This is a genomic window from Streptomyces sp. NPDC015532 (assembly GCF_043078065.1).
In the GTDB taxonomy this organism is placed as follows: domain Bacteria; phylum Actinomycetota; class Actinomycetes; order Streptomycetales; family Streptomycetaceae; genus Streptomyces.
The window spans coordinates 439,556-465,944 of record NZ_JBIBSY010000001.1 but is presented as its reverse complement, the minus strand read 5'-3'; the positions used below and the strand labels follow the sequence as shown (position 1 = coordinate 465,944).

The following is a 26,389-nucleotide window of genomic DNA, read 5'->3' as shown; positions in this document are numbered from 1 at the left end:
CCCGGACGACCTGGACGGCGGCTCGCCCCGCTGACCCGGGTACGGCGGACCGGCCGGGGGCCCCGGGGGGGCCCGGGGGGGGGGCGCGCGGGCCGCCCCTCCTTCGTCTTTCGTGCGCCGTCTAGGCCGTCTTCTGCTCGCCGGGGCCGCCGCGGCGGGCGTCCCTCGGGATCAGGGTCGGGTTGACGTTGCGCAGGACCACGTCGGCGGTGATGACGACGCGGGCCACGTCCTTGCGGGACGGGACTTCGTACATCACGGCCTGGAGGACTTCCTCCATGATGGCGCGCAGGCCCCGTGCGCCGGTCTGGCGCAGGATGGCCTGGTCGGCGATGGCCTCCAGGGCCTCCCGCTCGAAGTCCAGCTCCACACCGTCGAGTTCGAACAGGCGCTGGTACTGCTTCACCAGGGCGTTGCGCGGCTCGACCAGGATCTGCAGGAGCGCCTCGCGGTCCAGGTTGTGGACCGAGGTGATCACCGGGAGACGGCCGATGAACTCGGGGATCATGCCGAACTTGACCAGGTCCTCCGGCATGACGGCCTCGAACTGGTCCTTGGACTCCAGCTCGCGCTTCGAGCGGATCGTCGCGCCGAAGCCGATGCCCTTCGCGCCGGCCCGGGACTCGATGAGCTTCTCCAGACCCGCGAAGGCACCGCCCACGATGAACAGGACGTTCGTCGTGTCGATCTGGATGAACTCCTGGTGCGGGTGCTTGCGTCCGCCCTGCGGCGGCACCGAGGCCGTCGTGCCCTCAAGGATCTTGAGCAGGGCCTGCTGCACGCCCTCACCGGACACATCGCGCGTGATCGACGGGTTTTCGCTCTTACGGGCGACCTTGTCGATCTCGTCGATGTAGATGATCCCGGTCTCGGCCTTCTTGACGTCGTAGTCGGCGGCCTGGATCAGCTTCAGCAGGATGTTCTCGACGTCCTCGCCGACGTATCCCGCCTCCGTCAGCGCCGTCGCGTCGGCGATGGCGAACGGAACGTTCAGCATGCGTGCGAGGGTCTGGGCGAGGAGCGTCTTGCCGGAGCCCGTGGGGCCCAGCAGAAGGATGTTGGACTTCGCCAACTCGATGGCGTCCTCACGGTTCTGACCCGTGCTGTTCTCGCCGGCCTGGACGCGCTTGTAGTGGTTGTACACCGCGACGGAGAGGGCCTTCTTGGCCGACTCCTGCCCGACCACATAGCCCTCGAGGAACTCGTAGATCTCGCGGGGCTTGGGGAGTTCCTCCCAGCGCACCTCGCTCGTCTCCGCGAGTTCTTCCTCGATGATCTCGTTGCAGAGATCGATGCACTCGTCGCAGATGTACACACCGGGGCCTGCGATGAGCTTCTTGACCTGCTTCTGGCTCTTGCCGCAGAACGAGCACTTGAGCAGATCGCCGCCGTCACCGATGCGTGCCACGGTGTGCTTCCCCTTCGCCTGGGAGTCGCCTGGATCCAGCGGCTCCTGGTGCTGCCTTATGTCCGACGGTACCTTGCCGAGCCCCTCGTTCGGGCCCCCCTTGGCGCGGTTCACTTTGTCGTGGACCACGCCAAGGAGCGGCAGACGATACAGCGATACGTCACACGACCGCGGAGTTGTTCATCTTCCGGGTGGAAATGATCTGGTCGATCAGGCCGTAGGCCAGTGCGTCCTCGGCCGTGAGGATCTTGTCGCGCTCGATGTCCTCGCGGATCTTCTCGATCGGCGTCGTCGAGTGCTTGGCCAGCATGTCTTCGAGCTGAGCACGCATCCGGAGGATCTCGTTCGCGGCGATCTCGAGGTCCGAGACCTGCCCGCGGCCGGTCTCGCTGTAGGGCTGGTGGATCAGCACACGGGCGTTCGGAAGCGCCATGCGCTTGCCCGGCGTACCGGCGGCCAGCAGGATCGCGGCGGCCGAGGCGGCCTGGCCCATGCAGACCGTCTGGACGTCCGGCTTCACGAACTGCATGGTGTCGTAAATGGCCGTGAGGGCCGTGAACGAGCCACCGGGGCTGTTGATGTAGACCGAGATGTCACGGTCGGGGTCCATCGACTCCAGGCACAGAAGCTGCGCCATGACGTCGTTGGCGGAGGCGTCGTCGATCTGCACGCCGAGGAAGATCACGCGCTCCTCGAACAGCTTCGCGTACGGGTCGTACTCACGCACGCCCTGCGAGGTGCGCTCGACGAAGCGCGGGATGACGTAGCGGGACTCCGCGCGAGGACCGGTGTACTCGGCCTGCGTGCGGGCGAAGAGGCCGCTGCCGGGGAAGTCGTTCACTGTGTCTCCTGAAAAGCCAAGCCTGAAAAGGGCTGAGCGGTCGGCTGAGGACGCGCTGGGGGCCTGACCCCACCCGGGGACGGGAAGAGGCCCCGCGCCGCCCTCGGGGGCGCTGGAGGGGCTTACGCCGCCCCGGTGCCGCCGCCGCCCGGCATGCCGGCAGCGGTGGGCATGATGTCGTCGATGAGGCCGTACTCCTTGGCCTCGATCGGGTCGAACCAGCGGTCGCGGTCCGAGTCACGCGTGATCTGCTCGACGGTCTGACCGGTGTGGAACGAGGTCAGCTCCGCCATCCGCTTCTTGGTGTGCAGCAGCCGCTCGGCGTGGATCTTGATGTCCGACGCGGAGCCCGCGAGACCCGCGGAGGGCTGGTGGATCAGGATCTCGGCGTTCGGCAGGGCGAAGCGCTTGCCGGGCGTACCGGCGCTGAGCAGGAACTGGCCCATCGAGGCCGCCATGCCCATCGCGATCGTCACCACGTCGTTCTTGATGTACTGCATGGTGTCGTAGATCGCCATGCCGGCCGTGATCGATCCGCCGGGGCTGTTGATGTAGAGGTAGATGTCCTTGTCCGGGTCGGAGGCAAGGAGCAGCAGCTGTGCCGTGATCTTGTTGGCGATGTCGTCGTCGACCGCCTGGCCGAGGAAGATGATCCGCTCGCCGAGCAGTCGGTTGTAGACCTGGTCGCCGAGGCCACCACCGATAGGGTCGCCGGCAGCTGTGGGCATCAGATTCGTCACGTATCCACCTGCTCGTCTTGCGACGGCGCCGGGCCGTCTCACGTCTTCTGCAGGGGCCTGGGACCCCGGGTTCCGCGCCGCCTCCCGACGGCGTCCGGAGACTCCCCTGCCCTCGTATTCATGGACCCTAACGCGCGGGTCCCCCCGGGGAATCCCGCAGAGGGAACTGTTCGCTGTGAGCGCATGCGCCGTGCCCGGCCGACCAGGCTCCCGGGACCGTCCCCCGAGGGGCTGGGGACCTCCGCGCGGGCCCGCTGGAACAGGCCGCCTCACCCCGGCGGGTCGGCCGTGCGCACCCCCTCGACGCCGCTCCCGTGGGGGTGCCGGGGGCCGGGGACGCGGCTGCGGCCGGGTGGGGGTTGCCCGCGCGGTTCCCCCGCGCCCCCAAAAGCGGACGGGCCCCCGGAGACATGAAGTCCCCAGGGGCCCGTCCGGCGTACAAGTGAGGTGATCAGGCCTCGGGCTTGTCCTCGGTGTCGGCCTCGGCAGCGGCTTCGGTGGCCTCGACGGTCTCGGCCGTCTCGTCCTCCTCGTCGTCCAGGTCGACGATCTCGCCGTTGGTGTCCTTGACCGTGGAGGCCTCGACGACGACCGCGAGGGCCTTGCCGCGGGCGACCTCGCCGACGAGCATCGGGACCTGGCCGCCCTCGACGACGGCCTGGGCGAACTGGTCGGGGGACATGCCGGAGGAAGCGGCGCGACGCATGAGGTGCTCGGTGAGCTCCTCCTGGTTGACGTTCAGCTTCTCCTTGTTGACGAGCTCGTCGAGGACGAACTGCGTCTTGATGCCCTTGACCGCGGCTTCCTTGGTCTCGGCGTCGAACTCTTCCTCGGTCTTGCCCTGGATCTCCAGGTACTTCGCGAGGTCGAGGCCCATCTGGCCGAGCTGGTGGTGCTCGAGGTTGTGCTTACGGGTCTTGATCTCGTCCTCGAGCAGCTTCTCGGGGACGGGCACCTCGACCAGCTCGAGCAGCTTCTCCAGGACGCGCTCCTGGGCCTGCGTGGCCTGGTCGTACTGCTTCATGTTCTCCAGGCGCTTGCGGCTGTCCGCCTTGAGCTCCTCGAGGGTGTCGAACTCGGAGGCGAGCTGCGCGAACTCGTCGTCCAGCTCGGGCAGTTCACGGGCGGCGACCTGGGTGACCTTGACGGTGACCTCGGCGGCCTTGCCGGCGGCGGAGCCGCCCTTGAGCTCGGAGGTGAAGGTGGCCTCGCCACCGGCCTCCAGGCCCTTCACGGCCTCGTCGATGCCGTCGAGCAGCTCGCCGGAACCGATGGTGTACGAGACACCGCTGGCGACGCCGTCCTCCAGGATCTCGCCGTCGACCTTGGCCTCGAGGTCGAGGGTGACGACGTCCTCGTCCTGGGCGGCGCGCTCGACCGGGGAGGTCGAGGCGAAGCGCTCGCGCAGGTCGGAGACGGCCTTCTCGATGTCCTCGTCGCTGACCTCGATGGCGTCGACCTCGACCTCGATGCCGGAGTAGTCCGGGATCTCGATGGCCGGGCGGATGTCGACCTCCGCGGTGAAGTTCAGCGTCTCGCCGTCCTTCAGCTCGGTGATGTCGACCTCGGGCTGGCCGAGGACGTTCAGCTCAGCCTCGTTGACCGCTTCGGTGTAGAACTTCGGGAGCGCGTCGTTGACGGCCTCTTCGAGCACGGCGCCGCGACCGAACCGCTGGTCGATGACGCGCGCCGGGATCTTGCCCTTCCGGAACCCCTTCACCGTGACCTGCTGGTTGATCTTCTTGTACGCCGCGTCGAGGCTGTCCTTGAGCTCCTCGAAGGGCACCTCGACAGTGAGCCGAACCCGAGTCGGGTTCAGGGTCTCCACGGCGCTCTTCACGGTTCGGTCTCCTTGTGGCTGACTTCTTGGGGGGTTCTGCTGCGTGCTGTTGCCGGCCAGGCAGAGCCCTGGGCGGATTCCGCGGCCCTTGAGAGACGCACACACTGCAGACATACGGGCACGCAGCTTGCATAGTAACCGCAGGCGGTACACGCCCCAAAAGGTGATCTTGTCCGGGCGGATCCTTCGCGGGTCCTGCCGGTGGTCGGGGTGGCGGGATTTGAACCCACGGCCTTCCGCTCCCAAAGCGGACGCGCTACCAAGCTGCGCCACACCCCGTCGGTGCGACACGTAGGGTACATGCCCGCAGACAGCGCGGCTGCCGCATTTCGCGAGCTCCGACGCGGACGGGAACGGGGTGTGCATTGCGGGCCGTCGACCCGCTACGATGCATTCTGTGCCGCGGTCGCTGACCTGCGGCGCATGCTGTGCGGGCGTAGCTCAATGGTAGAGCACTAGTCTTCCAAACTAGCTACGCGGGTTCGATTCCCGTCGCCCGCTCCAAAAGACGTAGAGCCAGGCCGGAGGAGTGATTCCCCGCCTGGCTCTCGTCGTTTCCGGGGGCCGTTCCGGTCCGCCGTGTTCCCTTCGCACCCCTTGGCCTCCGGCCGCGAGGACACCGATTCCCGGGCGCGGGAGTTCCGGGCGCGGAGATGTCCGCGGCCCGCGCGTGCGATCGGTGGCGCACGCCCGGCGCGGGCCGCGCCGGGCGTACTCCGGCGACGGGCGCTTTTCGTCGCGTCCGTTCAGAAACTGATCGAGTTGATGGTCTCCGCTATCGAGTCGAGGAACCGGTTGATGGACGGAGCCATACCAGTCGACGCGAGGAAGAAGCCGAAGAGGACCGCGACGATGGCGGGTCCCGCCTTGATGGATCCCCCTCGGATCAGCACCACGAGGATGATCGCCAACAGCAGCACCACTGACAGCGAAATGGCCACAACTGATCACACCCTACGGTCGGTCACTCTCCCGGCCCGGGGGTGCAGCCCCGCACACCCCCGCCAGAACCATCGTGCCACCAACCGGCCACTCCTATGCGGCGGGTGACGCATCGTTGGCCAGGGGTGGCCCCCTGAGCGAGCCGGCGCCCCGCCGGCGCGACCCCGTCCCGCCCCGCCCGTGCCGCACGGGGACACAGCCGGGACGCGGCCCCGCGCCGCAATTCGAAGGCGCGCCGCGGCGGCGAATTCCCGACGACCGTTGCCATGTCCACACATCCTGTTCGCAGGCAATTCGAATTGTTGCCACAGGCACACCGTGACCGTGACCTACGGTCACCCAAAAGCCCCGGAAGCGGACATACGACCAGAGTCGCCCGCGGGCGTTATGCACCGCTTAGTCAGTATGAATCAGGACAAAACCAACCTAGCTGGTAAGCGAATCGATATACGGAAACACTTGCGGATCGACAGGCACACATCTCCGAATCCTGGGTACGCGCAGACGATAAGCAGGAATGACATCGGTCGTTTTACGAGAACACACAGACGACGCTAGGGTGCCTCAGATGTTCCACGCCGCCACGCCCCCCGTTCGCGCAGCGAGGTCCAGAAACGTCCCCCGGAATTCTTGGCGGGAGGGCCTGTGACCAACTCGCTCCGACCCCACAGCCACCACAGATCACCACTCCCCCCGGCCCGGCGGCCGGTGGACGGAGTGCCCAGCCCGCGCCCGCCCCAGGCGTCCGCGACGGCGCTCGCCGCACCGGGCACGGCACCGGACACCGCGCCGGGCGCCAAGCCCGCGAAGCAGCGCGACGCCTTCTTCGACAACGCCAAGTACCTGGCGATCGTGCTCGTGGCCATGGGTCACGCGTGGGAGCCGCTGAAGGGCGAGAGCCGCGTCCTGGAAGCGCTGTACACGGTCGTGTACAGCTTCCACATGCCGGCCTTCATCATCATCTCCGGCTACTTCTCGCGCAGCTTCGACATGCGCCCCGACCGCCTGAAGCGGCTGGTCACCGGCGTGGTCGTCCCGTATGTCCTGTTCGAGACGGCGTACTCGCTCTTCGACCGCTTCGCCGGGGGCGACCCGGACCAGGCGATCAGCCTGCTCGACCCCTGGTATCTCACCTGGTTCCTGGTCGCGCTGTTCGTCTGGCGGTTGACGACCCCCCTGTGGAAGTTGGTCCGCTGGCCGATTCCGCTGGCGGTGTGCCTGGCCCTGCTCGCGTCCGTCTCCCCCGAGATCGGTGACGACCTGGACCTTCAGCGGGTCCTGCAGTTCCTGCCGTTCTTCGTCCTCGGTCTGTTCATGAAGCCCGAGCACTTCCAGCTGGTGCGCCGTCGCGAGGTGCGCGTCCTGTCGGTGCCGGTCTTCGCCGCGGCCCTGCTCGTGGGCTACTGGGCGGTCCCCCGGATGAACACGGCCTGGTTCTTCCACCGCGACAGCGCGCAGGAGCTGGGCGCCCCCTGGTGGGCCGGTGTCGTCATGACGCTCGCGCTCTACGGCTGCTCGCTGGTGCTCACCGCGTGCTTCTTCGCCTGGGTGCCGCGGCGCACGCTCTGGTTCACGGCGCTCGGCGCGGGCACGCTGTACGGCTATCTGCTGCACGGCTTCGTCGTCAAGGCGTCCGAGTACTGGGGCTGGTTCGACCACGGGTGGCTGCACAAGCCGCTCGGCGAGCTGCTCGTGACGGTGTTCGCGGCCGCGCTCGTCACCGTCCTGTGCACCCGGCCCGTCCAGCGGATCTTCCGGTTCTCGATGGAGCCGAAGATGGCCTGGGCGTTCGAGCGGGACCCGGCGGAAGCCGCCCGGGAGCGGGCCAAGGCCGGCGTGTAGCCGCCGGGGCGCGACCGGCCGGCGACCGCGTGGCAGGCCGGCGGACACGGCACCTACGGCGGGACACGTGCGGCGAGACACGTACGCGGAAGGGCGGGCCCGGAGTTGCGGGCCCGCCCTTCCGCGCGTCGGCGTTCAGCCAGGCGGCAGCCCGAGCAGGGTGCGCATCGTCGCGTACTTCCTCGTCAGACGGGCCCGGGTGTGCTCGTCGAGGACCGCGAGCCGGCGCGGGTCGGAGTTGTGCGCCAGGTCGGACGCCTTGACCAGCAGGGCGCCCCGGGTGGCGCGGATGCGTCGCGCGTACGACTCGGGGGCCTCGCCGTCCGCCTTGGTGAGCGCCCGCACGATGTCCTTCGTCCCCGGGCTCAGCGCGGCTTCGTCCAGCCAGTCCTCGGTGAGGGCGTCGTCCTCGACGGCGTCGTGCAGCCAGGCCGCCGCGATCTGTTCGTCGTCGCCGCCGCGCTCACGGACGCCGTCCGCCACGGCCTGGAGGTGCTCGGTGTACGGCCGGCCGGCCTTGTCCGTCTGGGCCGCGTGCGCCGAGCGGGCGAGGGCTTCGACTTCGGCCAGGGTCAGGAGAGGTCGGGTCACGCGATCAGTGTCTCCTCGGTGCGGGCCGCCGTTTCCGTGGCGGGAATCGGCGGGGTCGGTCAGCGTACCGGGGCCAGACCGTCGCGGCAGATGAGGAGGAGGGCCCGGTCGTCGTTGACGTCTCTGGCCACCGCCTCGATGAGATGCCAGGCGGCGCCGTGGAAGCCGCCGGCGACATAGCGGTCGGCCTCCCCGGTGAGCCGGTCGATGCCCTCGACGATGTCCCGGTCGGCGGTCTCGACCAGACCGTCCGTGAACAGCATGAGCACGTCCCCGGGCCGCAGCGAGCCCTTCACCGGGTCGAACTGGGCGCCGTCGTACACCCCCAGCAGGGGACCTTCCGCGACCTTCTCCTCCCAGCGGCCGCTGCCCGCGCTGAGCTGAAGGCCCGGCGGGTGTCCGGCGGAGAAGAGTTCGTAGTCGCCCGATTCGAGGTCGAGCACCAGATGGATCGAGGTCGCGAAGCCCTCGTCCCAGTCCTGGCGCAGCAGATAGCCGTTCGCGGCGGGCAGGAAGGCGTGCGGCGGCAGGGAGCCGAGGAGGCCGCCGAAGGCCCCGGACAGCAGCAGGGCGCGGGAGCCCGCGTCCATTCCCTTGCCGGAGACGTCGGTCAGGACGACTTCGAGGGTCCGGCCGCCGTTCGTCCGGGCGGCCACGACGAAGTCCCCGGAGAAGGACTGGCCGCCCGCCGGGCGCAGCGCCATCTCGCGGTGCCAGCCCACCGGCAGCTTCGGCAGCTTGCTCTGCACGCGGATGCGCTCGCGCAGGTCGAAGAGCATGGTGCCGCCGCGCCGCCAGGGCACGCCCACGCGGCTGCGGAACTGTGCGATCAGCAGTCCGAAGAAGCCGCAGGCCGCGACCACCAGGACCACGCCGGGCGTCACCCGGGAGGGGCCCTCCGTGTACGGGCCGAGCTTCACGGACTCCACTATCAGCGCGGTGGCGGCGGCCGCGTACAGCCCGAGCAGGCTGGCGGGCCGCAGCAGGAGTCCGCCGGCCACGATCGGCAGGACCAGGGCGGCGGGTGAGCACCACACCGAGTTGACCAGGGTCGTGGAGGCGATCACCGGGATCATGATCAGCAGACCGGCCAGGGCGATCCAGTCGGAACCGTCCCCGCGGAAGTAGTCGACGGCGGATCTGCGCAGCCCTGTGCGGGCCCGGTGCCATTGCATCCTCAACCGGGCCGTGAACGTATCGGCTTCAGCGCGCCGCGCTCGTCCTGCTGCCATTAGTTCGGGACCCTATCCATCGGACCAGGCGCTTGGCACGGGAGGTCCCACTTGTCCCCCTCCTAGCGCTCAACTTCACAGAGAACTGCACCGGCGCGTTCCGGTCGGGGGCCGTCGCGGCCCGGCGATATTGCCTCGCTCGTACCGCATTGCCCTGGTAGGCATGGGCTATGACGACTGACGTTCGGGTGCTGCGGCAGGCCGACTGGGACGAATGGTACGAGAACCTGATCCGCGCGTTCGGAGGTGTGGCGGAGTCGTCCGATGAGCGCGAACTGTGGAACGCGCTCACAGAGTACGACCGTTCGCTGGGCGTGTGGGACGGGGAGAACTGTGTGGGTACGGCCGGGGCCTTCTCCTTCCGGGTCACGGTCCCGGGCGGCGCCTCGGTTCCGGCGGCCGGCGTCACCATGGTGAGCGTCGCCGCCACGCACCGGCGGCGCGGGGTGCTGACCGCGATGATGCGCCGCCAGCTGGACGACGTGCGGGCCGCGGGTGAGGCGCTCGCCGTCCTGGTCGCGTCGGAACCGATGATCTACGGACGGTTCGGCTACGGCATCGCGACCTCGTCGATGAGCGCCGAGATCGACACCGCCCGCGTACGACTGTCCGTACCGCCCGGGACGGACGACGTACGGCTGCGCTACGCGGCGCCCGGGGACTCGCTGGAGGCGTGCGAGGCGGTGTACGCGCGGATCGTGCCGCGGCGGCCCGGGATGCTGGCCCGCCGGCCAGGCTGGGAGCGGCTCATGCTCCTCGACCCGGAGAGCGAGCGGAACGGCGCCTCACCGTTGCAGTGCGTGGTCGCCGAGCGGGACGGCGAGGTGGTCGGGTACACGCGCTTCCGGGTCAAGCCGGAGTGGGGCCCGGCCGGGCACAACGGCGCGGTGACGATGGTGGATCTGGAGGGGCTGGACCCGGCGGCGCGGGCCGCGCTGTGGCGGTTCCTCTTCGACATCGACCTGACGTCGACGCTGCGGACCCGGGGACGCCCGGTGGACGAGGCCTGGCAGCACCTGGTCTCCGACATCCGCCGCTGCCAGTTGCGGGTCAAGGACTCGCTGCATGTGCGGCTCGTCGAGGTCGGGGCCGCGCTGGAGGCGCGGACCTATCAGGCCCCGGTGGATGTGGTGTTCGAGGTCGAGGACTCCTTCTGCCCCTGGAACGAGGGGCGTTGGCGGCTCACCGGCGACACCAAGGGCGCGGTGTGCGCGCGGACCGAGGACGCTCCGGATCTCGCGCTGTCCGCACGGGAGTTGGGGGCCGCCTATCTGGGCGGTGTGTCGCTGGCCTCGCTCGCGGCCGCCGGCCTGGTGCGTGAACTGCGGCAAGGGGCCCTGGCCGAGGCGTCGACGGCGTTCGCCTCGGTGGTCGCCCCCTGGCTGCCGCACGGGTTCTAGGACCCGTCACCTCCGAGGTGCCCCCGGCCCGGTCCCGTCCGGATTCAGGGCTTCTGGCAGGCCGGGCACCAGAAGAGGTTGCGGGCGGCGAGATCGGCGGTGCTGATCTCGCCGCCACAGATGTGGCAGGGCAGCCTGGCCCTGCGGTACACGTAGACCTCGCCGCCGTGGTCGTCCACGCGCGGCGGGCGGCCCATGGCCTCGGGGGTGTGCTCCGGGCGGACCGTGTCGATGCGGTTGTTGCGGACGCCCTCGCGCATGAGGTCCACGAGGTCGGCCCAGATCGCGTCCCACTCCGTGGCGCCGAGGTCCCTCCCCGCGCGGTACGGGTCGATGCCGTGCCGGAAGAGGACCTCCGCGCGGTAGACGTTGCCCACACCCGCGATGACCTTCTGGTCCATCAGCAGCGCGGCGATCGTCGTACGGCTGCGGGAGACCCGTCGGTAGGCCGCCGCGGGATCGGCGTCCGGGCGCAGCGGGTCCGGACCGAGGCGGTCGTGTATCGCGTGTTTCTCGTCGTCCGTGATCAGCGCGCAGGTAGTCGGACCGCGCAGGTCGACGTACGCGGTCTCGTTCACGAGACGCAGGCGGACGGTGTCCGTGGGCGGCGGGGCGGGGGTGCCGCCGAATCCGACCTTGCCGAAGAGGCCGAGGTGGATGTGGATCCACCGCTCCGGACCGAATCCGAGGAAAAGGTGCTTGCCGTGGGCCTGTGTCGCGGTCAGGACCGATCCGTCGAGGAGGGCCGCGGCGTCCCCGAACCTGCCCTGGGGGCTGGTGACGCGGACGCCGCGGCCACCGAACGCGGCGAGGTAGTCCTCCGCGAGCCGGTGAATGGTGTGCCCCTCGGGCACCGTTCCTCCTGCTGTCTCTCTCGTCCGACGGACAGGCGTCCCTCAGGCCCGGCGGACCGGCGGCCCTGCGGACAGGCGGTTCGCCGACCCCTCGGACCGGCGGACCCGCGGCCCGTCGGCGCTACGCCTGCGGCTGCTGCGGGTGGTGGGCCGGGATCGGCGGGAGTTCCCGGGTCGTCTCGTAGTCCGCGAGCATCTCGATGCGGCGGACGTGGCGCTCCTCGCCGGTGAACGGCGTGTTGAGGAAGGTCTCGACGAACTTCGTCGCCTCCTCCTCGGTGTGCATACGGGCGCCGACGGAGATGACGTTCGCGTTGTTGTGCTCGCGGCCCAGCGCGGCGGTCTCCGCGCTCCAGGCGAGCACGGCCCGTACGCCGGCGACCTTGTTCGCGGCGATCTGCTCGCCGTTGCCGGAGCCGCCGATGACGACACCGAGGGCACCCGGGTCGGCCACGGTGCGCTCCGCCGCACGGAGGCAGAACGGCGGGTAGTCGTCCTGGGCGTCGTAGATGTGGGGCCCGCAGTCGACGGGCTCGTGGCCGGCGGCCTTGAGCCACTCGACGAGGTGGTTCTTCAGTTCGAGACCGGCATGGTCGGATCCGAGATACACGCGCATGGTCCGAGTGTGACACGGCCGTTTCGGGCAAGCCGAGCCGGGTCCCGCCTCGCAAAACTGTGACTCAGCCTACAGAACCTCAAGGAAACCTCAAGTAACGATCTGGATTCAAAGGTTCACGAATTCGATTGCCTCCGTTTCACTGGACCAACTTGTACGCCGGTCCTCACAACGGACCGGTGGGCGCTCCGTACACCGCTCGTACGGGTTGGGCGCTCTGTACGGGAATCTGCTCATCCGGCGCAAAGGAATCCCCCTCATGACCTCGCAGCCGACCCCCACGAAGGCCGCACAGGCCCCCGGAGGCCCCGGAGAACCCGGTGGCGGCCTCCAGGCCGGACTAAAGAACCGCCATCTGTCGATGATCGCCATCGGTGGCGTCATCGGCGCGGGACTCTTCGTCGGGTCCAAGGCCGGCATCGCCACCGCGGGCCCCGGCATCCTTCTCTCGTACGCCCTCGTCGGCACCCTCGTGGTGCTGGTGATGCGGATGCTCGGTGAGATGTCCGCGGCCAACCCGACCTCGGGCTCGTTCTCCGCGCACGCCGACCGCGCGCTCGGCCGCTGGGCCGGCTTCTCCATCGGCTGGCTGTACTGGTTCTTCTGGGTCGTGGTGCTGGCCGTGGAGGCCACCGCCGGCGCGGACATCCTCGAAGGCTGGATTCCCGCCGTGCCTCAGTGGGGCTGGGCGCTCATCGTGATGGTGGTGCTGACGGCCACCAACCTGGTCTCCGTCGGCTCGTACGGCGAGTTCGAGTTCTGGTTCGCCGGGATCAAGGTCGTGGCGATCGGCGCGTTCATCGTCGTCGGCGGCCTCGCGATCTTCGGTGTGCTGCCCGGTGTCGACGCCGAGAAGGCCGGGTTCGGGAATCTGACCGACCACGGCGGATTCCTGCCGCACGGTCCCGGCTCGATCCTCACCGGTGTCCTGCTGGTCGTCTTCTCCTTCATGGGCAGCGAGATCGCGACCCTCGCCGCCGGTGAGTCCGAGGACCCGCAGCGGGCCGTCACCAAGTCGACGAACAGCATCATCTGGCGTATCGCCGTCTTCTACCTGGGCTCGATCCTCGTGGTCATCGCCCTGCTGCCGTGGAACGACCCGTCGATCGCGGACAAGGGGTCGTACGTCGCCGCCCTGGACTCCCTCGGCATCGACCACGCCGGTCAGATCATGAACTTCATCGTGCTGACGTCGGTGCTGTCCTGCCTCAACTCCGGCCTCTACACCGCCTCCCGCATGGCCTTCTCGCTCGGTCAGCGCGGGGACGCGCCGAAGGCGTTCGCCAGGACCACGCGGCGCGGTGTGCCGATGACCGCCATCGTCGTCTCGGTCGTGTTCGGCTTCGTCGCCGTCTTCTTCAACTACAAGTTCCCGGACTCGGTCTTCCTGTTCCTGGTCAACTCCTCCGGTGCGGTGGCCCTGTTCGTGTGGCTCGTCATCTGCTTCTCGCAGCTGCGGATGCGGAAGATCATCCAGCGTGAGGCGCCGGAGAAGCTCGTCGTGCGGATGTGGCTCTACCCGTACCTGACCTGGGCGACGGCCGCGATGATCGTCTTCGTGCTCGGTTACATGCTGACCGACACCGAACACGACGGCCGGGAGACCGTGCTGCTGTCGCTGCTCGTCGCGGCGATCGTGCTGGTCATCGCCTTCGTCCGGCAGAAGGCCGGTGCGACCGCCCGTACGTCCGCCCAGCCGGTCGCGAGCGGTGCTCCTGAGGAGACCCGGGCCGAGGTCGGCGCCTGACCCGCCACCGACGCCTGAGTGAGAAGGGGCCCGCGGCCGACCGCCGCGGGCCCCTTCCTGCTTTCCCCCGCACGCTTCCCTCCGCCTTCCTCTCCGCGTTCCTCTCCGCCGTCCGTCGGGCCGTCGCCGCGGGGGCGCTCACAGCACGGTGAAGCCGGCCTTGACCCGGTCGTAGACCGTGAGGGCCCGGTCCTCGGTGTCCTGGTGGTACCAGGTGTTGATCTGGTACGACTTCCCGTCGGCGTCGAAGCCGAGCAGCCGCGCGTGCCAGCTCACGCCCTGGAGCGTGAACGTGTACTCCCACACGACCGCGGTCCGGCCGCGGAAGGTCGTCCGCGCCAGCCGGATCTTCCGGTAGTCCCGCCCCTGGCGGGCGTTCCGCTCGGAGGTCGTCCAGGTGTCCAGGAGGTTCCCCTTGGCCAGGGACGACTTGGCCGCCAGTTCCTGGGTGCCGTCGGGTGAGGTGTAGTGCACCTCGGAACCGGTCTGCGGATCGCGCCGCCAGCCCTTGGGCGTCGCCCAGGCGTAGCCACCTCCTTCGCGGTGCGCTCCCGGGGGAAGGCCGGGCGGGCGTGAGGTGCCCTCGACGGTGGGGGCCGGGGACGAGGGGCCTCCGGTGCCGGTGCCGGAGGCTGTCGACGCGGACGGGCCCGTCGCGGTGCCCGGGCCGCCGGGCGAACCGCCGGTCAGGGCCACGACGGCCCAGGCGACGGCTCCCGCCACGACGAGCCCGGCGGCGGCGAATCCGACGCGGCGCCGGCCGCGAAGCCCGGTCCGCTCTCGTTCCCGGTCCCGGTTCTGATCCCGGTCCCGGTTCTGATCTCGGCCCTGGCTCTGGCCCTGGGCCTGGCCCTGGCTCTGAGTGTCTGCGGAGCTGGACAGTACGGCGGGATCGGAGAGTTCGTCCGGCGCCCGCACCACGGGCACGGGTGTCGTGGGCCGTCGGAAGGGAACCCCCGAGCCCGGCTCCGCGCGCGGTCCGGAGGGAACCTCGGTGGAGGCGTTGGCGGCGGCCGGTGCACCGGGGTCCCGGGCAGCGGCTTCGCTTCCGGGACGGGATCGGCGCCCGGGGGCAGGGCCTGGTCCGTGGGCTGGTCGCAGGTCCGATCCAGGTCGCGGGTCAAGTCCAGATCGCGGGTCGGGGATGGGCCTCGGGTCGGGTCCGGGCCGCGGGGCCGGGGCGGGCCGCAGGTCCGATCCGGGTCGCGAGTCGGGGGTGGGCTGCGGATCGGGCCCCGGTCGCGGGGTGGGGGTGGGGGTGGGGGTGGGGGTGGGGTTCGTGATGGGCGTGGGGGGTTGGCGGCCCAGGTTGCTTGTTTCGTCGTGGCGGTGCTGTGCGGTCCCGTGTCCGGACGGGGCGGCCCCCTCGTGATCGGGCAGCACGGCTGTCGGTGGTCCGGCGGGGCCCGGGGTACGCGTGCCCCGCGGGCCGACGAACTCCGCGAGTGCCGCCTCCAGTTCCTCCAGACCGGGCCGTGCGGTCGGGTCCTTCTCCAGCAGGGCGGCCAGGATCTCCCGCAGCCTCCCTGCCCCGGAGGGGAGTTCGGGCTCCTCGTAGAGAACGGCGTGCAGCGTCGCGAGGGTTGTGGAACGGGAGAACGGGGAGCGGCCGCCGAGGGCCGCACAGAGCGTGGCGCCGAGGGACCACACGTCGGAGGGCGGGCCCTGCGGGCGGCCGGAGATCCGCTCGGGCGCCATGTAGTCGGGGGAACCGACCAGCATGCCGGCCATGGTGAGCGCCTCGGCGTCCTGGAGCGCGGCGATGCCGAAGTCGGTGAGGACGACACGGTTCCGTCCGGTGCCCTCGATCAGTACGTTGCCCGGCTTGATGTCACGGTGCAGCACGCCCTGGGCGTGCACCTGTCGCAGCGCCCCGACCAGTTCGAGGCCGACGCGGGCCGCCTCGCGCGGGTCCAGCGGCCCGTCCTCGGCCACCGTCCGTTCGAGGGAGCGGCCGGCGACGAGCTCCATGACGATCCACAGCCGCTCGCCCGCGTCCACGACGTCGTAGACGCGGACGACGCCCGGGTGGTCGGTCCGGGCCGTCGCCCTCGCTTCGCGCAGGGTGCGTTCCCGGCGGGTCCGGGTGTCCTCGGGATCGAGTCCGTCTATGCGCATTTCCTTGACGGCGACCTGCCGGTCGAGCATTTCGTCGGCGGCTCGCCACACCCGCCCCATTCCCCCCTGCCCAATACTCTCGACCAGCCGATAACGTCCGGTCACCAATAATCCCGGAACACCACCCTGGACGTTCGCCGACAATCCCTGCACCCCCTCAACATCCACCACAATCGCCCGTCACAACGGAACCACAATGGTCACACTTCGGGCCGTACCAGCATAGTGCGGAGAAATATTGTGGTACCTCTTCAAGTGACTGCGAATTCAGGCGCAGCCAAGGGGGCGAACATGAGTTCTCGTCGGACGACCACTATTACGGGATCCCTGCTCACGGCGTGCTTCTCGGCCGTGATGATTCTTTCCCACTCCGCCGTGGCGGACGATCGGGGACCGGGGAGCGGCAAGGGGGGAAAGGCGGTGGACGAAGCTCCTGCGGGCGTGAAGGTGACGACGCTGCTGTCGGAGAGGATCTCGGTCGACAACAGCACGCAAAAGACGGCCGTGACCGCCACGGTGAAGAACGAGGGAACCAAGAAGAGCGGCGATATCAGGCTGCTCGTCGTCGGATTCGACGGCCTGAAGGTCAAGGACGTCAAAGGCTGCACCGCCATGGCCGAAAAGAATCTCCCCAAGGGATCGAACAGCGGTTTCCTCTGTTCCACGGGAAATCTCGCGGCGGGTGAATCGAAAACGTACGACGTCGAGGCGACGTTCGATCTGAGCAGGACCGGCAAAATCTGCCTCCCGGTGCAGACGAGCGACGGGAAGAAGACGTACTGGCAGCAGGGCCCGGTCCCGTTCGGTACGACGAATCCGTCCCCGAACGCCCCGGCGACCCCGCTGCTGCTGGGCACCGACAACAAGCCGGTGGCACCGGGCGGCGACCGGCTGCCGCGGACCGGTCCCGGAACCGGGGTCCTGCCGCTCGGCATGGCGGGCGCGGCGCTGATGTCGGCCGGAGCGGCGGGGCTGTGGTGGGCCGGCCGCAGGCCGCGGCGGGAATCCTGACCTTCGGGCGCGGCGCCGCCGGGAGACGCGCGAAGGCCCGCCGGGTGCGGTCGGAGACCGGCCCGGCGGGCCTCGTGCGCGCGCCCGCCACGTCTGGGACGCGAGCGTCGGACGGGCGGTGACGTCATCCGGCGGGCGGGTGACGTCGTGGCCGGTGAGGTCGTCGCCTCACCGGCGTGGGCGTCACTTCTTGTCGAGGAACTTCCACGCGGTGGGCAGGATGCCCATCGCCAGGGCGGCCTTGAGGGCGTCGCCGATCAGGAACGGGGTGAGGCCCGCCGCGACGGCCGCGCTCGCCGACATGCCGGTGGCCAGGGCCAGGTAGGGAACGCCGATCGCGTAGATGATCGCCTCGCCGAGCAGCATCGTGCCCGCCATGCGCAGCACGGAGCGGTCGGCGCCGCGGCGCGCCAGGGCACCCACGACGGTCGACGCGAGCAGCATGCCGAGGATGTAGCCGAAGGACGGTGCCGAGGCGCCGGAGCCGCCCTGCGCGAACCACGGGACGCCGGCCATGCCCACGAGCGCGTACACCGCGAGGGACAGGAAGCCGCGGCGGGCGCCGAGCGCCGTGCCGACGAGCAGCGCGGCGAAGGTCTGGCCGGTCACCGGCACCGGGGAACCCGGGACGGGCAGCGAGATCTGGGCGGCGAGTCCGGTGAGGGCGGCGCCGCCGAGCACGAGGGCGGCGTCACGGACGCGGGAGGCCGGAAGAAGGTCGGCGAGGACCTCGCCGGGTCGGGAGGGCGTGGCGACAGCGGTGCTCATGAGGACTCCGGCGAACAGGGGTTACCCCCTCGGCCCATGGAGAGCCCGGGGGGAGGACAGGTCGGAACACGGCGACGCTATCCCAGGGGCCCACGGGTGATCACCGTCAGCGATCGACAAAGCGCGGATCCGGCGCTTGGTGGGCTCCTTACAAAGAGCACCTCGCACACCTGCCCGAAGGTGATGCTGGTCACTGAGGTGAAGTCGTCCGCGCTACGGGACGGTTCGGGGCCGGGACTGTGGAGACTCACCAAAGGCCGCGGCGTGCGTCGCGTCGTCGGACAGACGGGGTGTCCGGTCCTTGGGCGTCCCTGGCAGGTCCCCCGGCCAACCCCTACCCTTCACCCCATGGTTCCCCAGGCCCTGAACTTCGCGTCGCGTCGCTATGTCGACCTGCGACGCCAGGGCACTGCCACCTGTCGCCGCCCTTCCTGAGGCGGGACGGAGCGGATCCGGCCCCGCCGGGACGAGACCACAGCGGACCACACCAGGCGCACGCCGCACCCGTTGCGGCATGGCGTACGTGACGGCGCTCGGCCGGACCAGCTCCCGAGGAAGAACTCCCATGGCCAGTACGGTGGCACCCCCTTCCCTGCCCTCTCCCTCCCCCGTCCTCGACCGGCGCCGGGCGAGCGCCAGCGTGATCCTGCGGTCGGTGCTGGAGCACGGGCCGGTCGCCCGCAGCACCATCTCCCGGCTGACCGGGCTCTCCCCGGCGTCGGTGACGGACTACTGCGCCCGGTTCACCGAGCGGGGCCTGATCCGGGAGGCCACCGCGCCCCGGCGGTCGGGCGGGGTCGGGCGGCCGCATCTCCCGGTCGACCTGGACCACTCCCGTTTCGTGGTGGGCGGGGTGCACGTGGCCGTGCCGTACACGACCGTCGCGCTGCTCGACCTGCGCGGACAGGTCCTCGCCGAGAAGCGGCTGCGGCACGACCGCACCGAGCCGGGCCTCGTTCTCGCGAACGCCGCCGGCGCGATCACCGCTCTGCTCGCCGGCGTCCCGGGCCGGACCGCCCTCGGCATCGGTGTGGCGGCCGGCGGCTGGGTGGACCCGGACTCGGGCACGATCGTGGAGCACCCGCTGCTCGGCTGGCGCGACGTGGCCGTCCGGGAGGCCATCGAGGCGCGCACGGGGCTGCCGGTCCATGTGGACGGCCACGCGCGGGCGCTCGTCAACGGGGAGCGGCTGTTCGGGCGGGCCAGGGGCAGCCGGAGCGTGCTGCATCTCTTCGTCGGCAACGTGGTGGACGCCGCCTTCGCCACCCACGACCAGGTGCACTACGGACCTCGTTCGCAGGCCGGCGCGATCGCGCATCTGCCCCTGACGGGCGGGTCGGAGCGGTGCGACTGCGGCCGGACGGGGTGCCTCCAGGCCGAGCTGAGCGAACGGACGCTGTGCCGGCGGGCCCGGGAGCGCGGTGTCACGGACGGCTCGAATCCGATGCATGTGGTCGCCGCGGCGGCTTCCGGCGACCCGGTGGCCGTGGACCTGCTGACGGAGCGGTCCCGGATGGTCGGGCGGGCGGCGGGGCTGCTGCTCGACGTGCTGAACCCGGAGACGGTCGTCGTCACCGAGATAGGGGCCGTACACCGGGAGGACTGCCTCGGCGCGCTGCGCGAGGCGGTGGGACCGGAGCGGGCGTCCGCGGTCGTCCCCACCAGCTTTCCCGATTCGGTGCTCGCCGTGGCGGGCGGGTCGGTGGTTCTCGACGTCCTGTACCGCGATCCGCTGGGCCCTCCGGGCCGCTCACCGGGCACTAATTAATTCAGAAAGTCGGAATGTTGACAGGGCTCGTTCCCGGACAGGAGCATCATGGGCATGAGCAGCGCGCGGGTGCAGGTTCCGCTCACCAAGTGCCGTGTGGTCGACCTGATGCGGGTCGCACGCACACGTTGTTGCTGACCCCTTGTCGCTGACCGGTCGCCGCTGACGCGTTGTCACCGGCACCGTGTCACCGATCCTCCGAGACGCCGATCCGCTGACGCGCTGATCCGTCGACCGGCCGGTCCCTTCTCCGGCCGACTCCTTCCGCGACTTCTCCGCCGAAGCGCCCGGGTCCGCCCCGCGGCCTTCCCCCGGGGTCTCCCGGCCGTCGTCACGCGTTCACGCGTCACACCGCCCCGCCAGGGGCCGGCCGTCCGGTTCCCTCCCTCGCGCGGGCCGTCCGGCTGTCGTCGTCCCGGTCACCCGTCTCCTCAGCCACGCCACCGGCGTGTGTCCTTTCGGCGCGCCTGCGTCCCTTCCGGCTTCGCCCTGCCCGGAACTTCGCGCGCTCTCCCGTCACTTGGAATCTCCGGAGTTCTTCCATGCCACCACTGTCCGCACGGTCAACGCGCCCCTCCTCGCCCCTGTCCGCGTCCGGTGTCGACCGGCGCGTGTTCCTGTCCTCCCTCATCGGCGTCGCGGCCGCGGCCGGGCTGAGCGGATGCGCCGGTGCCAGCGCGGCCGGCAGCCGGTCCCAGGGCGACCTGTCGGCGCCCCTGTCCGACAAGGTGCCGCGGGGCACCAAGCTCTCGATCGCCTCGTACCAGGGCGTCCAGGAACTCCAGTTGAAGCTGGCGGGGCTGGGCGGGCTGCCGTTCGCCGTCTCCGACTGGGTGAACATCGGCGCCGGACCCGATGTCATCAACGCCTTCCGCTCCAAGTCCCTCGACGTGGGCAACAACGCGGGCATCCCGCCGATCCAGGCGCACTTCCAGGGGTTCGACGCGAAGATCGTCGCGATCAACATCACCCGCAAGCCCAACTACCTGTTCGCCACCAAGCCCGGCAGCGACATCCGGGACGTGCGCGGGTTCAAGGGGAGGAAGCTCGCCTTCTCCCAGGGCCAGGCGCAGGGTGTCGTGCTGCTGCGCGCCCTGAAGCAGGCCGGCCTCGCCTACGACGACGTGAACCTCGTGCCGCTGACCAGCAACCAGTTCCTCACCGCGCTCCAGGCGGGCCAGGTGGACATCGCCCCGCTCGCCAACAGCCAGGCACCGGCCTATCTCAAGCAGTACGGGTCCAAGGGCGCCCACACCATCGACACCGACGTGGTGGACCTGCTCAACCTGCTCTGGGCGCCGTCGTCGGTGCTGGCCGACCACGCGAAGGCGGCCGCGGTCGCCGCGTACATCCCGCGCTGGGCGAAGGGCCAGGTGTGGGCGTACGAGCACCCCGACGCCTGGAACAAGGAGTTCTACGTCAAGACGCAGAACCTGACGCTCGCGCAGGCCCAGTCGATCACCGAACTCGCCAACAAGCCCTTGTTCCCGCCGAGTTGGGACGAGGCCGTCAAGTGGGAGCAGGAGACCGCCGATCTGCTGGCGGAGGGCGGCTTCGTGAAGGGGTTCAAGGTCGACTCGCTCTTCGACCGGCGCTTCGAGGGCATCGCGGCCAAGGCCGTGACCGCCGAATACCGGAGGTGACGGTCATGACGACCAGGACCACGACCACGACCACGGACCGCAGCTCGGCCGGGGCCCCGCCTTCCTCACCGCCGGCCGGAACCGCCCTTCCCTCACCGTCGGCCGCGGTCACGGACGACACCGTGACCGACGCCGCAACCGGCACCGGCACCGAATCGCCGCCGGCCGCCGCTCCGGCCGTACCGGACAAGACGGAACCGGCCGAGACGGCGCCGGCCGGAACGGACAGGGCCGGAACGGCGCCGGCCGGGACGGAAGCGGCCGGGACGGGCACGCTTGAGGCGGACGCCGTCGACGAGGCCACGAGCGGCGGGCGCCGGTTCCGGCGGGCTCCGCGTGCCCGGCGCCGCGGACTCGCGCCCGGCAAGCGGCTGCCCGCCTCCCGGCTCATCGGCCCGGCACTGTTCCTCGCCCTGTGGGCCGTGGCGTCCGCCGCCGGCCAACTGGATCCCGGCGCGATCCCCGCGCCCTGGACGGTGCTGAAGACCACCGGTCATCTGTGGACCGACGGCACGCTGCCCACCGACGTGCTGACGTCTCTGGAGCGCGCGGGCTACGGGTTCGCGTTCGGCCTGACCGCCGGCGTCCTGCTCGCCCTCGCGTCCGGGCTCAGCCGGGTCGGCGAGGCGCTGATCGACGGGACCGTGCAGCTCAACCGGGCGATCCCCACCCTCGGTCTGATCCCGCTGTTCATCCTCTGGCTGGGCATCGGCGAGACCTTCAAGATCGCGATCATCGCCATCGTCGTCTATATCCCGATCTATCTGAACCTGCATTCCGCCCTGTCGGGCATCGATCACCGGTTCGTGGAACTCGCGGAGGTCCAGGGGCTGTCGAGGCTCCGCTTCGTCCGGGAGATCGTGATCCCCGGCGCGCTGCCCGGCTTCTTCGTGGGGCTGCGGCTCGGGGTGACCGGCTCCTGGCTCTCCCTGGTCGTCCTGGAGCAGATCAACGCCACCAGCGGCCTCGGCTACATGATGTTCCAGGCCCAGAACTACGGCCGGACCGACATCATCCTCGTCGGCCTGCTGATCTACGGCATCTTCGGGCTCGTCTCCGACAGCGCGGTTCGTCTCATCGAACGAAAGGTGCTGTCGTGGCGACGCACACTCAGCAGCTGACTCGCTCCCACACGGTCCGACTGCGCGGGCTCACCAGGTCGTTCGAGGGCCGCACGGTGCTCGACGGAGTCGACCTCGACCTCCCGGCGGGCCAGTTCACCGCCCTGCTGGGCCACAGCGGCTCCGGCAAGAGCACGCTGCTGCGCGCCATCGCCGGCCTCGACCACGGCGTGGCCGGGAGCGGGGAGCTCACCGCCCCGGAGCGGGTGTCCGTCGTCTTCCAGGACTCCCGGCTGCTGCCCTGGCGCCGCGTCCTCGACAACGTCCTGCTGGGCACGGACGGCCGGGAGGCCGCGGAGAAGGGGCGCTCCGCCCTCGCCGAGGTGGGACTCGCGGGGCGCGAGCGGGCCTGGCCCAACGAGCTGTCCGGCGGCGAGGCCCAGCGCGCCGCCCTGGCCCGCTCGCTCGTCCGGGAACCCGAACTGCTGCTGGCCGACGAGCCGTTCGGGGCGCTGGACGCGCTCACCCGGATCCGTATGCATGTGCTGCTGCGCGAACTGTGGGAGCGCCACCGTCCCTCCGTGCTGCTCGTCACGCACGACGTGGACGAGGCGATCGTGCTGGCCGACCGGGTGCTCGTGCTCGACCACGGCCGCATCGGCGTCGACCTGACCATCGACCGCCCCCACCCGCGCTCGTACCGCGACCCGCTGCTCGGCGCCTACCGCGAGCGGCTGCTGAACGCCCTCGGGGTCACCGAGGACGTGACCGGAGCGCCGGCGAAGGGCGCGGCCGGGCAGGACGTGTCCGCGCACCAGAAGGAGAAGCACCTGTGACCAGCCCGCGCCGGCTCCATCTCAACGCCTTCCTGATGAACACCGGCCACCACGAGGCCTCCTGGCGGCTCCCCGAGAGCGACCCGTACGCCCACGTCGAGACGGCCCACTACGTGCGTCTCGCGCGGATCGCCGAACGCGGCACCTTCGACTCCCTCTTCCTCGCCGACGGCCCGGTCCTGTTCAACAGCGTGGGCCAGCGCCCCTCCGGCTCGCTCGAACCCATCACCCTGCTCACCGCGCTGGCCACCGCGACCGAGCACATCGGTCTGATCGCCACCGCCTCCACGTCCTACAACTCCCCCTACAACCTGGCCCGCAGACTCGCCTCCCTCGATCACATCAGCGGCGGCCGGGCGGGCTGGAACATCGTGACCACGGCGGGCGCGGAGGCCGCCCGCAACTTCGGTCTCGACGAGGAGCCCGCGCACGCCACCCGCTACCAGCGGGCCGCCGAGTTCCTGGACGTGGCGCTCAAACTCTGGGACAGCTGGGAGGACGACCTCGTCGTCGCCGACAAGGCGGCGGGAGTCTGGGGCGACCCCGGCAAGATCCATCCCGCGCGTCACCAGGGGACGTACTTCCAGGTGGAGGGCGCCCTCAACGTGCCCCGCACACCGCAGGGTCACCCGCTTCTCGTGCAGGCGGGCTCCTCGGAGGACGGCAAACGGTTCGCGGCCCGGTACGCGGAAGCGGTGTTCACCGCCCAGCAGACCCTCGCGGACGCCCAGGACTTCTACGCGGACCTCAAGTCCCGTACCGAGCGGGCCGGCCGGAACCCGGACCACCTCAAGGTCCTGCCCGGCATCGTCCCGGTCATCGGCTCGACCGAGGCGGAGGCGCGCGCCCACGAACGGGTCCTGGAGGACCACATCGTGTACGAGCACGGGGTGAACCGGCTGGAGCATCTGCTCCACCTGGAGCCGGGGACGCTGCGCCTCGACGCGCGGCTGCCCGCCGACCTGCCGCCGGAGAGCGCGATCGAGGGGGCCAAGAGCCGCTACACCCTCGTCGTGGAACTCGCCCGGCGCGAGCGGCTCACCGTCCGCGAGCTGATCGGCCGGCTCGGCGGCGGGCGGGGCCATCTGACCTTCGCCGGCACACCCGAACAGGTCGCCGACGCGATCGAGGAGTGGTTCCGCGGCGGCGCCGCCGACGGATTCAACATCATGCCCGCCGTGCTGCCGTCCGGCCTCGACCTCTTCGTGGACCACGTGGTGCCGATCCTGCGCGACCGGGGTCTGCTCCGCCGGGAGTACGGCCCCCGGCAGACCCTGCGGGAGCGCTACGGCCTCCCGCGCCCCGCCAACCGGTACGCGACGGCGCCCACGCCCCCCGCACCCGCCCCGGCGATCGCCTCCGCCCTCGCCTGACCCCGCTCACGCCTGCCCGAACCGCCGAACCGCCGAACCGAGAGGACCCGTACCCATGTCCGACATCGAGATCCAGAAGGTCACCGCGCACATCGGTGCCCGTGTTCTGGGCGTCGACATCTCCAAGCCCCTGGACGACATCACCGCCGCCGCCCTGCGCGCCGCCCTCAACGAGCACAAGGCGCTGGTCTTCGACGACGTCGACCTGGACGACGAGGGCCAGCAGGCCTTCGCCCGCCACTTCGGCGACCTCACCACCGCGCACCCCACCGTGCCCGCCGTGGACGGCGCCCCGAACGTGCTGCCCGTCGACAGTGAGCGGGGCCGCGCCAATCACTGGCACACCGACGTGACCTTCGTGCTGAACCCGCCGCAGGCCAGCACCCTGCGCAGCATCACCGTCCCGCCGTACGGCGGTGAGACGCTCATCGCCAACTCCGCGGCCGCGTACCGCGATCTGCCCGAGCCGCTGCGCGCGTTCGCCGACACCCTGTGGGCCGAGCACACCAACGACTACGACTACGCGGTGCCGGACGAGAGCATCGACGAGGAACAGGCCGCGCAGCGCGCCCAGTTCACGTCCATCAAGTTCCGCACCGTGCACCCGGTCGTCCGGGTGCACCCGCTGACCGGTGAACGCGGGCTGTTCATCGGCGGGTTCGCGCAGCGGATCGCCGGACTGTCGGTGGGTGAGTCCCGCAAGATCCTCGACCTGCTCCAGGCGTACGTCACCCGGCCCGAGAACATCCTGCGCTGGCGCTGGTCCCCGAACCAGCTCGTCCTGTTCGACAACCGGATCACCCAGCACTACGCGATCGACAACTACGACGGACTGCCGCGCCGTCTGCACCGGGTGACGGTCGCCGGTGACGTGCCGGTCGGCATCGAGGGCAAGGAGAGCCACTCGATCGCGGGCGACGCCTCGCACTACACGTCGGTGTCCGCGTGACACCGACCCGGCTCATGTGACGGGCGACGACGGCCCCCGCGCGGATCCCTCGCGCGGGGGCCGTCCCGTCAGATCACGCACGGCACGTTGAGCGAGAGCAGCGCGGCCGCCCCGTCCTCCAACCGGAGTTCGGTGACCGCCCCGTTGCGCAGGCCCGGCAGGACACGGCGGTACTCGCCCAGCGGGACGGACAGCGCGGCGCACAGCACGAGGCGCAGCAGGGTGTTGTGGGCGACGACCAGCACGCGTTCGCCGGGGTGGATCCCGGCGATGCGGCGCAGAGCGCGGGTTCCCCTGGCCGCCGCCGCGCGCGGGTCCTCCGCCTCGGGGAACGGGTAGGACACCGGATCGGCGCGGTACGCCTTGGCCCGGACCGGGTTCTCCAGCTCGAACTCGGCGAGCGTGCGGCCCTCCAGCACCCCGAAGTCGCATTCGCGCAGGCCGGGTTCACGCCGGGCGGCCAGCCCGAGGGTGTGGCACGCGGGCTCGGCGGTGGCGACGGCACGGGACATGGTCGAGGTCCAGATCGCGTCGACGGGGTGCGCGGCGGCCCAGCGGCCGAGGGCCTCGGCCTGGGCGCGGCCCTCCTCGGTGAGGTCGACGTCGCTCACTCCGGCGTAGCGGTTCTCCGCGTGCCAGACGGTCTGCCCGTGCCGGGCCAGGAGGAGGGTCGTACTGCGGCTCGTAGTGCTCATGAGCCCGCAGTATCCAGGTCGGGCCGGGCCCCGTGGGTGTGCCACGGGAAGTCCCGGCACCCGGCCGGACACGACGTGTCCGGTCACCGGGCCCGGTCCGCGCCGGACCCCGGA

At 70.5% G+C, this 26,389-nt stretch carries 22 protein-coding genes and 2 tRNA genes; 11 read left to right on the top strand and 13 right to left on the bottom strand.

Features of this window, described 5'->3' with window-relative positions:
• Positions 1 to 121: 121 nt before the first annotated feature.
• The 5 genes from clpX to ACF07B_RS01930 form a co-directional block, all read right to left on the bottom strand.
• On the bottom strand, positions 122 to 1,408 hold the full coding sequence (gene clpX, locus ACF07B_RS01950) for an ATP-dependent Clp protease ATP-binding subunit ClpX (protein ID WP_151471405.1): 1,287 nt from the start codon (positions 1,406 to 1,408) through the stop codon (positions 122 to 124).
• 160 nt (positions 1,409 to 1,568) lie between these two features.
• Positions 1,569 to 2,249, bottom strand: coding sequence for an ATP-dependent Clp protease proteolytic subunit (locus ACF07B_RS01945; RefSeq protein WP_261708770.1), 681 nt, complete (start codon positions 2,247 to 2,249; stop codon positions 1,569 to 1,571).
• A 122-nt stretch (positions 2,250 to 2,371) separates the two neighbouring features.
• Entirely contained in the window at positions 2,372 to 2,977 is a 606-nt protein-coding gene (locus ACF07B_RS01940; RefSeq protein WP_060897745.1) for an ATP-dependent Clp protease proteolytic subunit, read from the bottom strand.
• A 463-nt stretch (positions 2,978 to 3,440) separates the two neighbouring features.
• On the bottom strand, positions 3,441 to 4,829 hold the full coding sequence (gene tig / locus ACF07B_RS01935) for a trigger factor (protein WP_392177412.1): 1,389 nt from the start codon (positions 4,827 to 4,829) through the stop codon (positions 3,441 to 3,443).
• Between the two features lie 202 nt (positions 4,830 to 5,031).
• Positions 5,032 to 5,108 (bottom strand) — tRNA-Pro (locus tag ACF07B_RS01930).
• Between the two features lie 151 nt (positions 5,109 to 5,259).
• Here ACF07B_RS01930 and ACF07B_RS01925 point away from each other — a divergent pair.
• Positions 5,260 to 5,333 (top strand) — tRNA-Gly (locus ACF07B_RS01925).
• A gap of 242 nt (positions 5,334 to 5,575) precedes the next feature.
• On the opposite strand, the gene ACF07B_RS01920 is transcribed toward ACF07B_RS01925, so the two are convergent.
• Positions 5,576 to 5,770 (bottom strand): hypothetical protein, encoded by a 195-nt coding sequence (locus ACF07B_RS01920; protein ID WP_010986847.1) that lies wholly within the window; start codon positions 5,768 to 5,770, stop codon positions 5,576 to 5,578.
• A gap of 646 nt (positions 5,771 to 6,416) precedes the next feature.
• On the opposite strand from ACF07B_RS01920, the gene ACF07B_RS01915 reads away from it, so the two are divergent.
• Complete coding sequence (locus ACF07B_RS01915) at positions 6,417 to 7,613, top strand: acyltransferase family protein (RefSeq protein ID WP_369480968.1); 1,197 nt, start codon at positions 6,417 to 6,419, stop codon at positions 7,611 to 7,613.
• A 135-nt stretch (positions 7,614 to 7,748) separates the two neighbouring features.
• Here the strand turns inward: ACF07B_RS01915 and ACF07B_RS01910 are convergent, their stop codons facing one another.
• Positions 7,749 to 8,204: an HD domain-containing protein gene (locus tag ACF07B_RS01910; protein ID WP_392177411.1), complete on the bottom strand. Its 456-nt coding sequence runs from the start codon at positions 8,202 to 8,204 to the stop codon at positions 7,749 to 7,751.
• Positions 8,205 to 8,263: 59 nt separating this feature from the next.
• Positions 8,264 to 9,436, bottom strand: a complete 1,173-nt coding sequence (locus tag ACF07B_RS01905; RefSeq protein WP_362390325.1) for a PP2C family protein-serine/threonine phosphatase — start codon at positions 9,434 to 9,436, stop codon at positions 8,264 to 8,266.
• A gap of 170 nt (positions 9,437 to 9,606) precedes the next feature.
• Between ACF07B_RS01905 and ACF07B_RS01900 the strand changes: the two genes are divergently transcribed.
• The gene (locus tag ACF07B_RS01900) at positions 9,607 to 10,836 is read left to right on the top strand and encodes a GNAT family N-acetyltransferase (protein WP_392177410.1); all 1,230 of its coding nucleotides are present in this window, start codon (positions 9,607 to 9,609) and stop codon (positions 10,834 to 10,836) included.
• 44 nt (positions 10,837 to 10,880) lie between these two features.
• Here ACF07B_RS01900 and ACF07B_RS01895 read toward each other — a convergent pair whose 3' ends face one another.
• Positions 10,881 to 11,690: an Fpg/Nei family DNA glycosylase gene (locus tag ACF07B_RS01895; protein WP_392177409.1), complete on the bottom strand. Its 810-nt coding sequence runs from the start codon at positions 11,688 to 11,690 to the stop codon at positions 10,881 to 10,883.
• Between the two features lie 121 nt (positions 11,691 to 11,811).
• Complete coding sequence (locus tag ACF07B_RS01890; protein WP_392177408.1) at positions 11,812 to 12,306, bottom strand: ribose-5-phosphate isomerase; 495 nt, start codon at positions 12,304 to 12,306, stop codon at positions 11,812 to 11,814.
• A gap of 259 nt (positions 12,307 to 12,565) precedes the next feature.
• Between ACF07B_RS01890 and ACF07B_RS01885 the strand changes: the two genes are divergently transcribed.
• Positions 12,566 to 14,053 (top strand): amino acid permease, encoded by a 1,488-nt coding sequence (locus ACF07B_RS01885; RefSeq protein WP_369480964.1) that lies wholly within the window; start codon positions 12,566 to 12,568, stop codon positions 14,051 to 14,053.
• A gap of 138 nt (positions 14,054 to 14,191) precedes the next feature.
• Here the strand turns inward: ACF07B_RS01885 and ACF07B_RS01880 are convergent, their stop codons facing one another.
• The gene (locus ACF07B_RS01880; protein ID WP_392177407.1) at positions 14,192 to 16,231 is read right to left on the bottom strand and encodes a protein kinase; all 2,040 of its coding nucleotides are present in this window, start codon (positions 16,229 to 16,231) and stop codon (positions 14,192 to 14,194) included.
• A gap of 231 nt (positions 16,232 to 16,462) precedes the next feature.
• Between ACF07B_RS01880 and ACF07B_RS01875 the strand changes: the two genes are divergently transcribed.
• Positions 16,463 to 17,182, top strand: coding sequence for a hypothetical protein (locus ACF07B_RS01875; RefSeq protein ID WP_392177406.1), 720 nt, complete (start codon positions 16,463 to 16,465; stop codon positions 17,180 to 17,182).
• Positions 17,183 to 17,365: 183 nt separating this feature from the next.
• Here the strand turns inward: ACF07B_RS01875 and ACF07B_RS01870 are convergent, their stop codons facing one another.
• Positions 17,366 to 17,950, bottom strand: a complete 585-nt coding sequence (locus tag ACF07B_RS01870) for a biotin transporter BioY (RefSeq protein ID WP_392177405.1) — start codon at positions 17,948 to 17,950, stop codon at positions 17,366 to 17,368.
• Positions 17,951 to 18,515: 565 nt separating this feature from the next.
• Between ACF07B_RS01870 and ACF07B_RS01865 the strand changes: the two genes are divergently transcribed.
• The 6 genes from ACF07B_RS01865 to ACF07B_RS01840 all read left to right on the top strand — a co-directional run bounded on the left by ACF07B_RS01865 (position 18,516) and on the right by ACF07B_RS01840 (position 25,580).
• A complete protein-coding gene (locus ACF07B_RS01865) occupies positions 18,516 to 19,718 on the top strand; it encodes an ROK family protein (RefSeq protein WP_392177404.1) in 1,203 nt (400 codons plus the stop codon).
• 542 nt (positions 19,719 to 20,260) lie between these two features.
• A complete protein-coding gene (locus ACF07B_RS01860) occupies positions 20,261 to 21,361 on the top strand; it encodes an ABC transporter substrate-binding protein (RefSeq protein WP_392177403.1) in 1,101 nt (366 codons plus the stop codon).
• A gap of 5 nt (positions 21,362 to 21,366) precedes the next feature.
• Positions 21,367 to 22,482, top strand: coding sequence for an ABC transporter permease subunit (locus tag ACF07B_RS01855; RefSeq protein ID WP_392177402.1), 1,116 nt, complete (start codon positions 21,367 to 21,369; stop codon positions 22,480 to 22,482).
• Entirely contained in the window at positions 22,458 to 23,258 is an 801-nt protein-coding gene (locus ACF07B_RS01850) for an ABC transporter ATP-binding protein (RefSeq protein WP_369480957.1), read from the top strand. The genes ACF07B_RS01855 and ACF07B_RS01850 overlap by 25 nt, the downstream gene beginning before the upstream one ends.
• Positions 23,255 to 24,631: an LLM class flavin-dependent oxidoreductase gene (locus ACF07B_RS01845; protein WP_392177401.1), complete on the top strand. Its 1,377-nt coding sequence runs from the start codon at positions 23,255 to 23,257 to the stop codon at positions 24,629 to 24,631. The genes ACF07B_RS01850 and ACF07B_RS01845 overlap by 4 nt, the downstream gene beginning before the upstream one ends.
• A gap of 55 nt (positions 24,632 to 24,686) precedes the next feature.
• Complete coding sequence (locus ACF07B_RS01840; protein WP_392177400.1) at positions 24,687 to 25,580, top strand: TauD/TfdA dioxygenase family protein; 894 nt, start codon at positions 24,687 to 24,689, stop codon at positions 25,578 to 25,580.
• Between the two features lie 68 nt (positions 25,581 to 25,648).
• Here ACF07B_RS01840 and ACF07B_RS01835 read toward each other — a convergent pair whose 3' ends face one another.
• Positions 25,649 to 26,275, bottom strand: a complete 627-nt coding sequence (locus ACF07B_RS01835; protein ID WP_392177399.1) for a histidine phosphatase family protein — start codon at positions 26,273 to 26,275, stop codon at positions 25,649 to 25,651.
• Positions 26,276 to 26,389: the final 114 nt, after the last annotated feature.

Bases quoted from the DNA above. Each gene is read 5' to 3' on its own strand.
- ACF07B_RS01940 (WP_060897745.1), bottom strand. From the start codon at position 2,977: ATGCCCACAGCTGCCGGCGACCCTATCGGTGGTGGCCTCGGCGACCAG.
- ACF07B_RS01905 (WP_362390325.1), bottom strand. From the start codon at position 9,436: ATGGCAGCAGGACGAGCGCGGCGCGCTGAAGCCGATACGTTCACGGCC.
- ACF07B_RS01900 (WP_392177410.1), top strand. From the start codon at position 9,607: ATGACGACTGACGTTCGGGTGCTGCGGCAGGCCGACTGGGACGAATGG.
- ACF07B_RS01890 (WP_392177408.1), bottom strand. From the start codon at position 12,306: ATGCGCGTGTATCTCGGATCCGACCATGCCGGTCTCGAACTGAAGAAC.
- ACF07B_RS01885 (WP_369480964.1), top strand. From the start codon at position 12,566: ATGACCTCGCAGCCGACCCCCACGAAGGCCGCACAGGCCCCCGGAGGC.
- ACF07B_RS01880 (WP_392177407.1), bottom strand. From the start codon at position 16,231: ATGGGGCGGGTGTGGCGAGCCGCCGACGAAATGCTCGACCGGCAGGTC.
- ACF07B_RS01875 (WP_392177406.1), top strand. From the start codon at position 16,463: ATGAGTTCTCGTCGGACGACCACTATTACGGGATCCCTGCTCACGGCG.
- ACF07B_RS01870 (WP_392177405.1), bottom strand. From the start codon at position 17,950: ATGAGCACCGCTGTCGCCACGCCCTCCCGACCCGGCGAGGTCCTCGCC.
- ACF07B_RS01865 (WP_392177404.1), top strand. From the start codon at position 18,516: ATGGCCAGTACGGTGGCACCCCCTTCCCTGCCCTCTCCCTCCCCCGTC.
- ACF07B_RS01860 (WP_392177403.1), top strand. From the start codon at position 20,261: ATGCCACCACTGTCCGCACGGTCAACGCGCCCCTCCTCGCCCCTGTCC.
- ACF07B_RS01855 (WP_392177402.1), top strand. From the start codon at position 21,367: ATGACGACCAGGACCACGACCACGACCACGGACCGCAGCTCGGCCGGG.
- ACF07B_RS01840 (WP_392177400.1), top strand. From the start codon at position 24,687: ATGTCCGACATCGAGATCCAGAAGGTCACCGCGCACATCGGTGCCCGT.
- ACF07B_RS01835 (WP_392177399.1), bottom strand. From the start codon at position 26,275: ATGAGCACTACGAGCCGCAGTACGACCCTCCTCCTGGCCCGGCACGGG.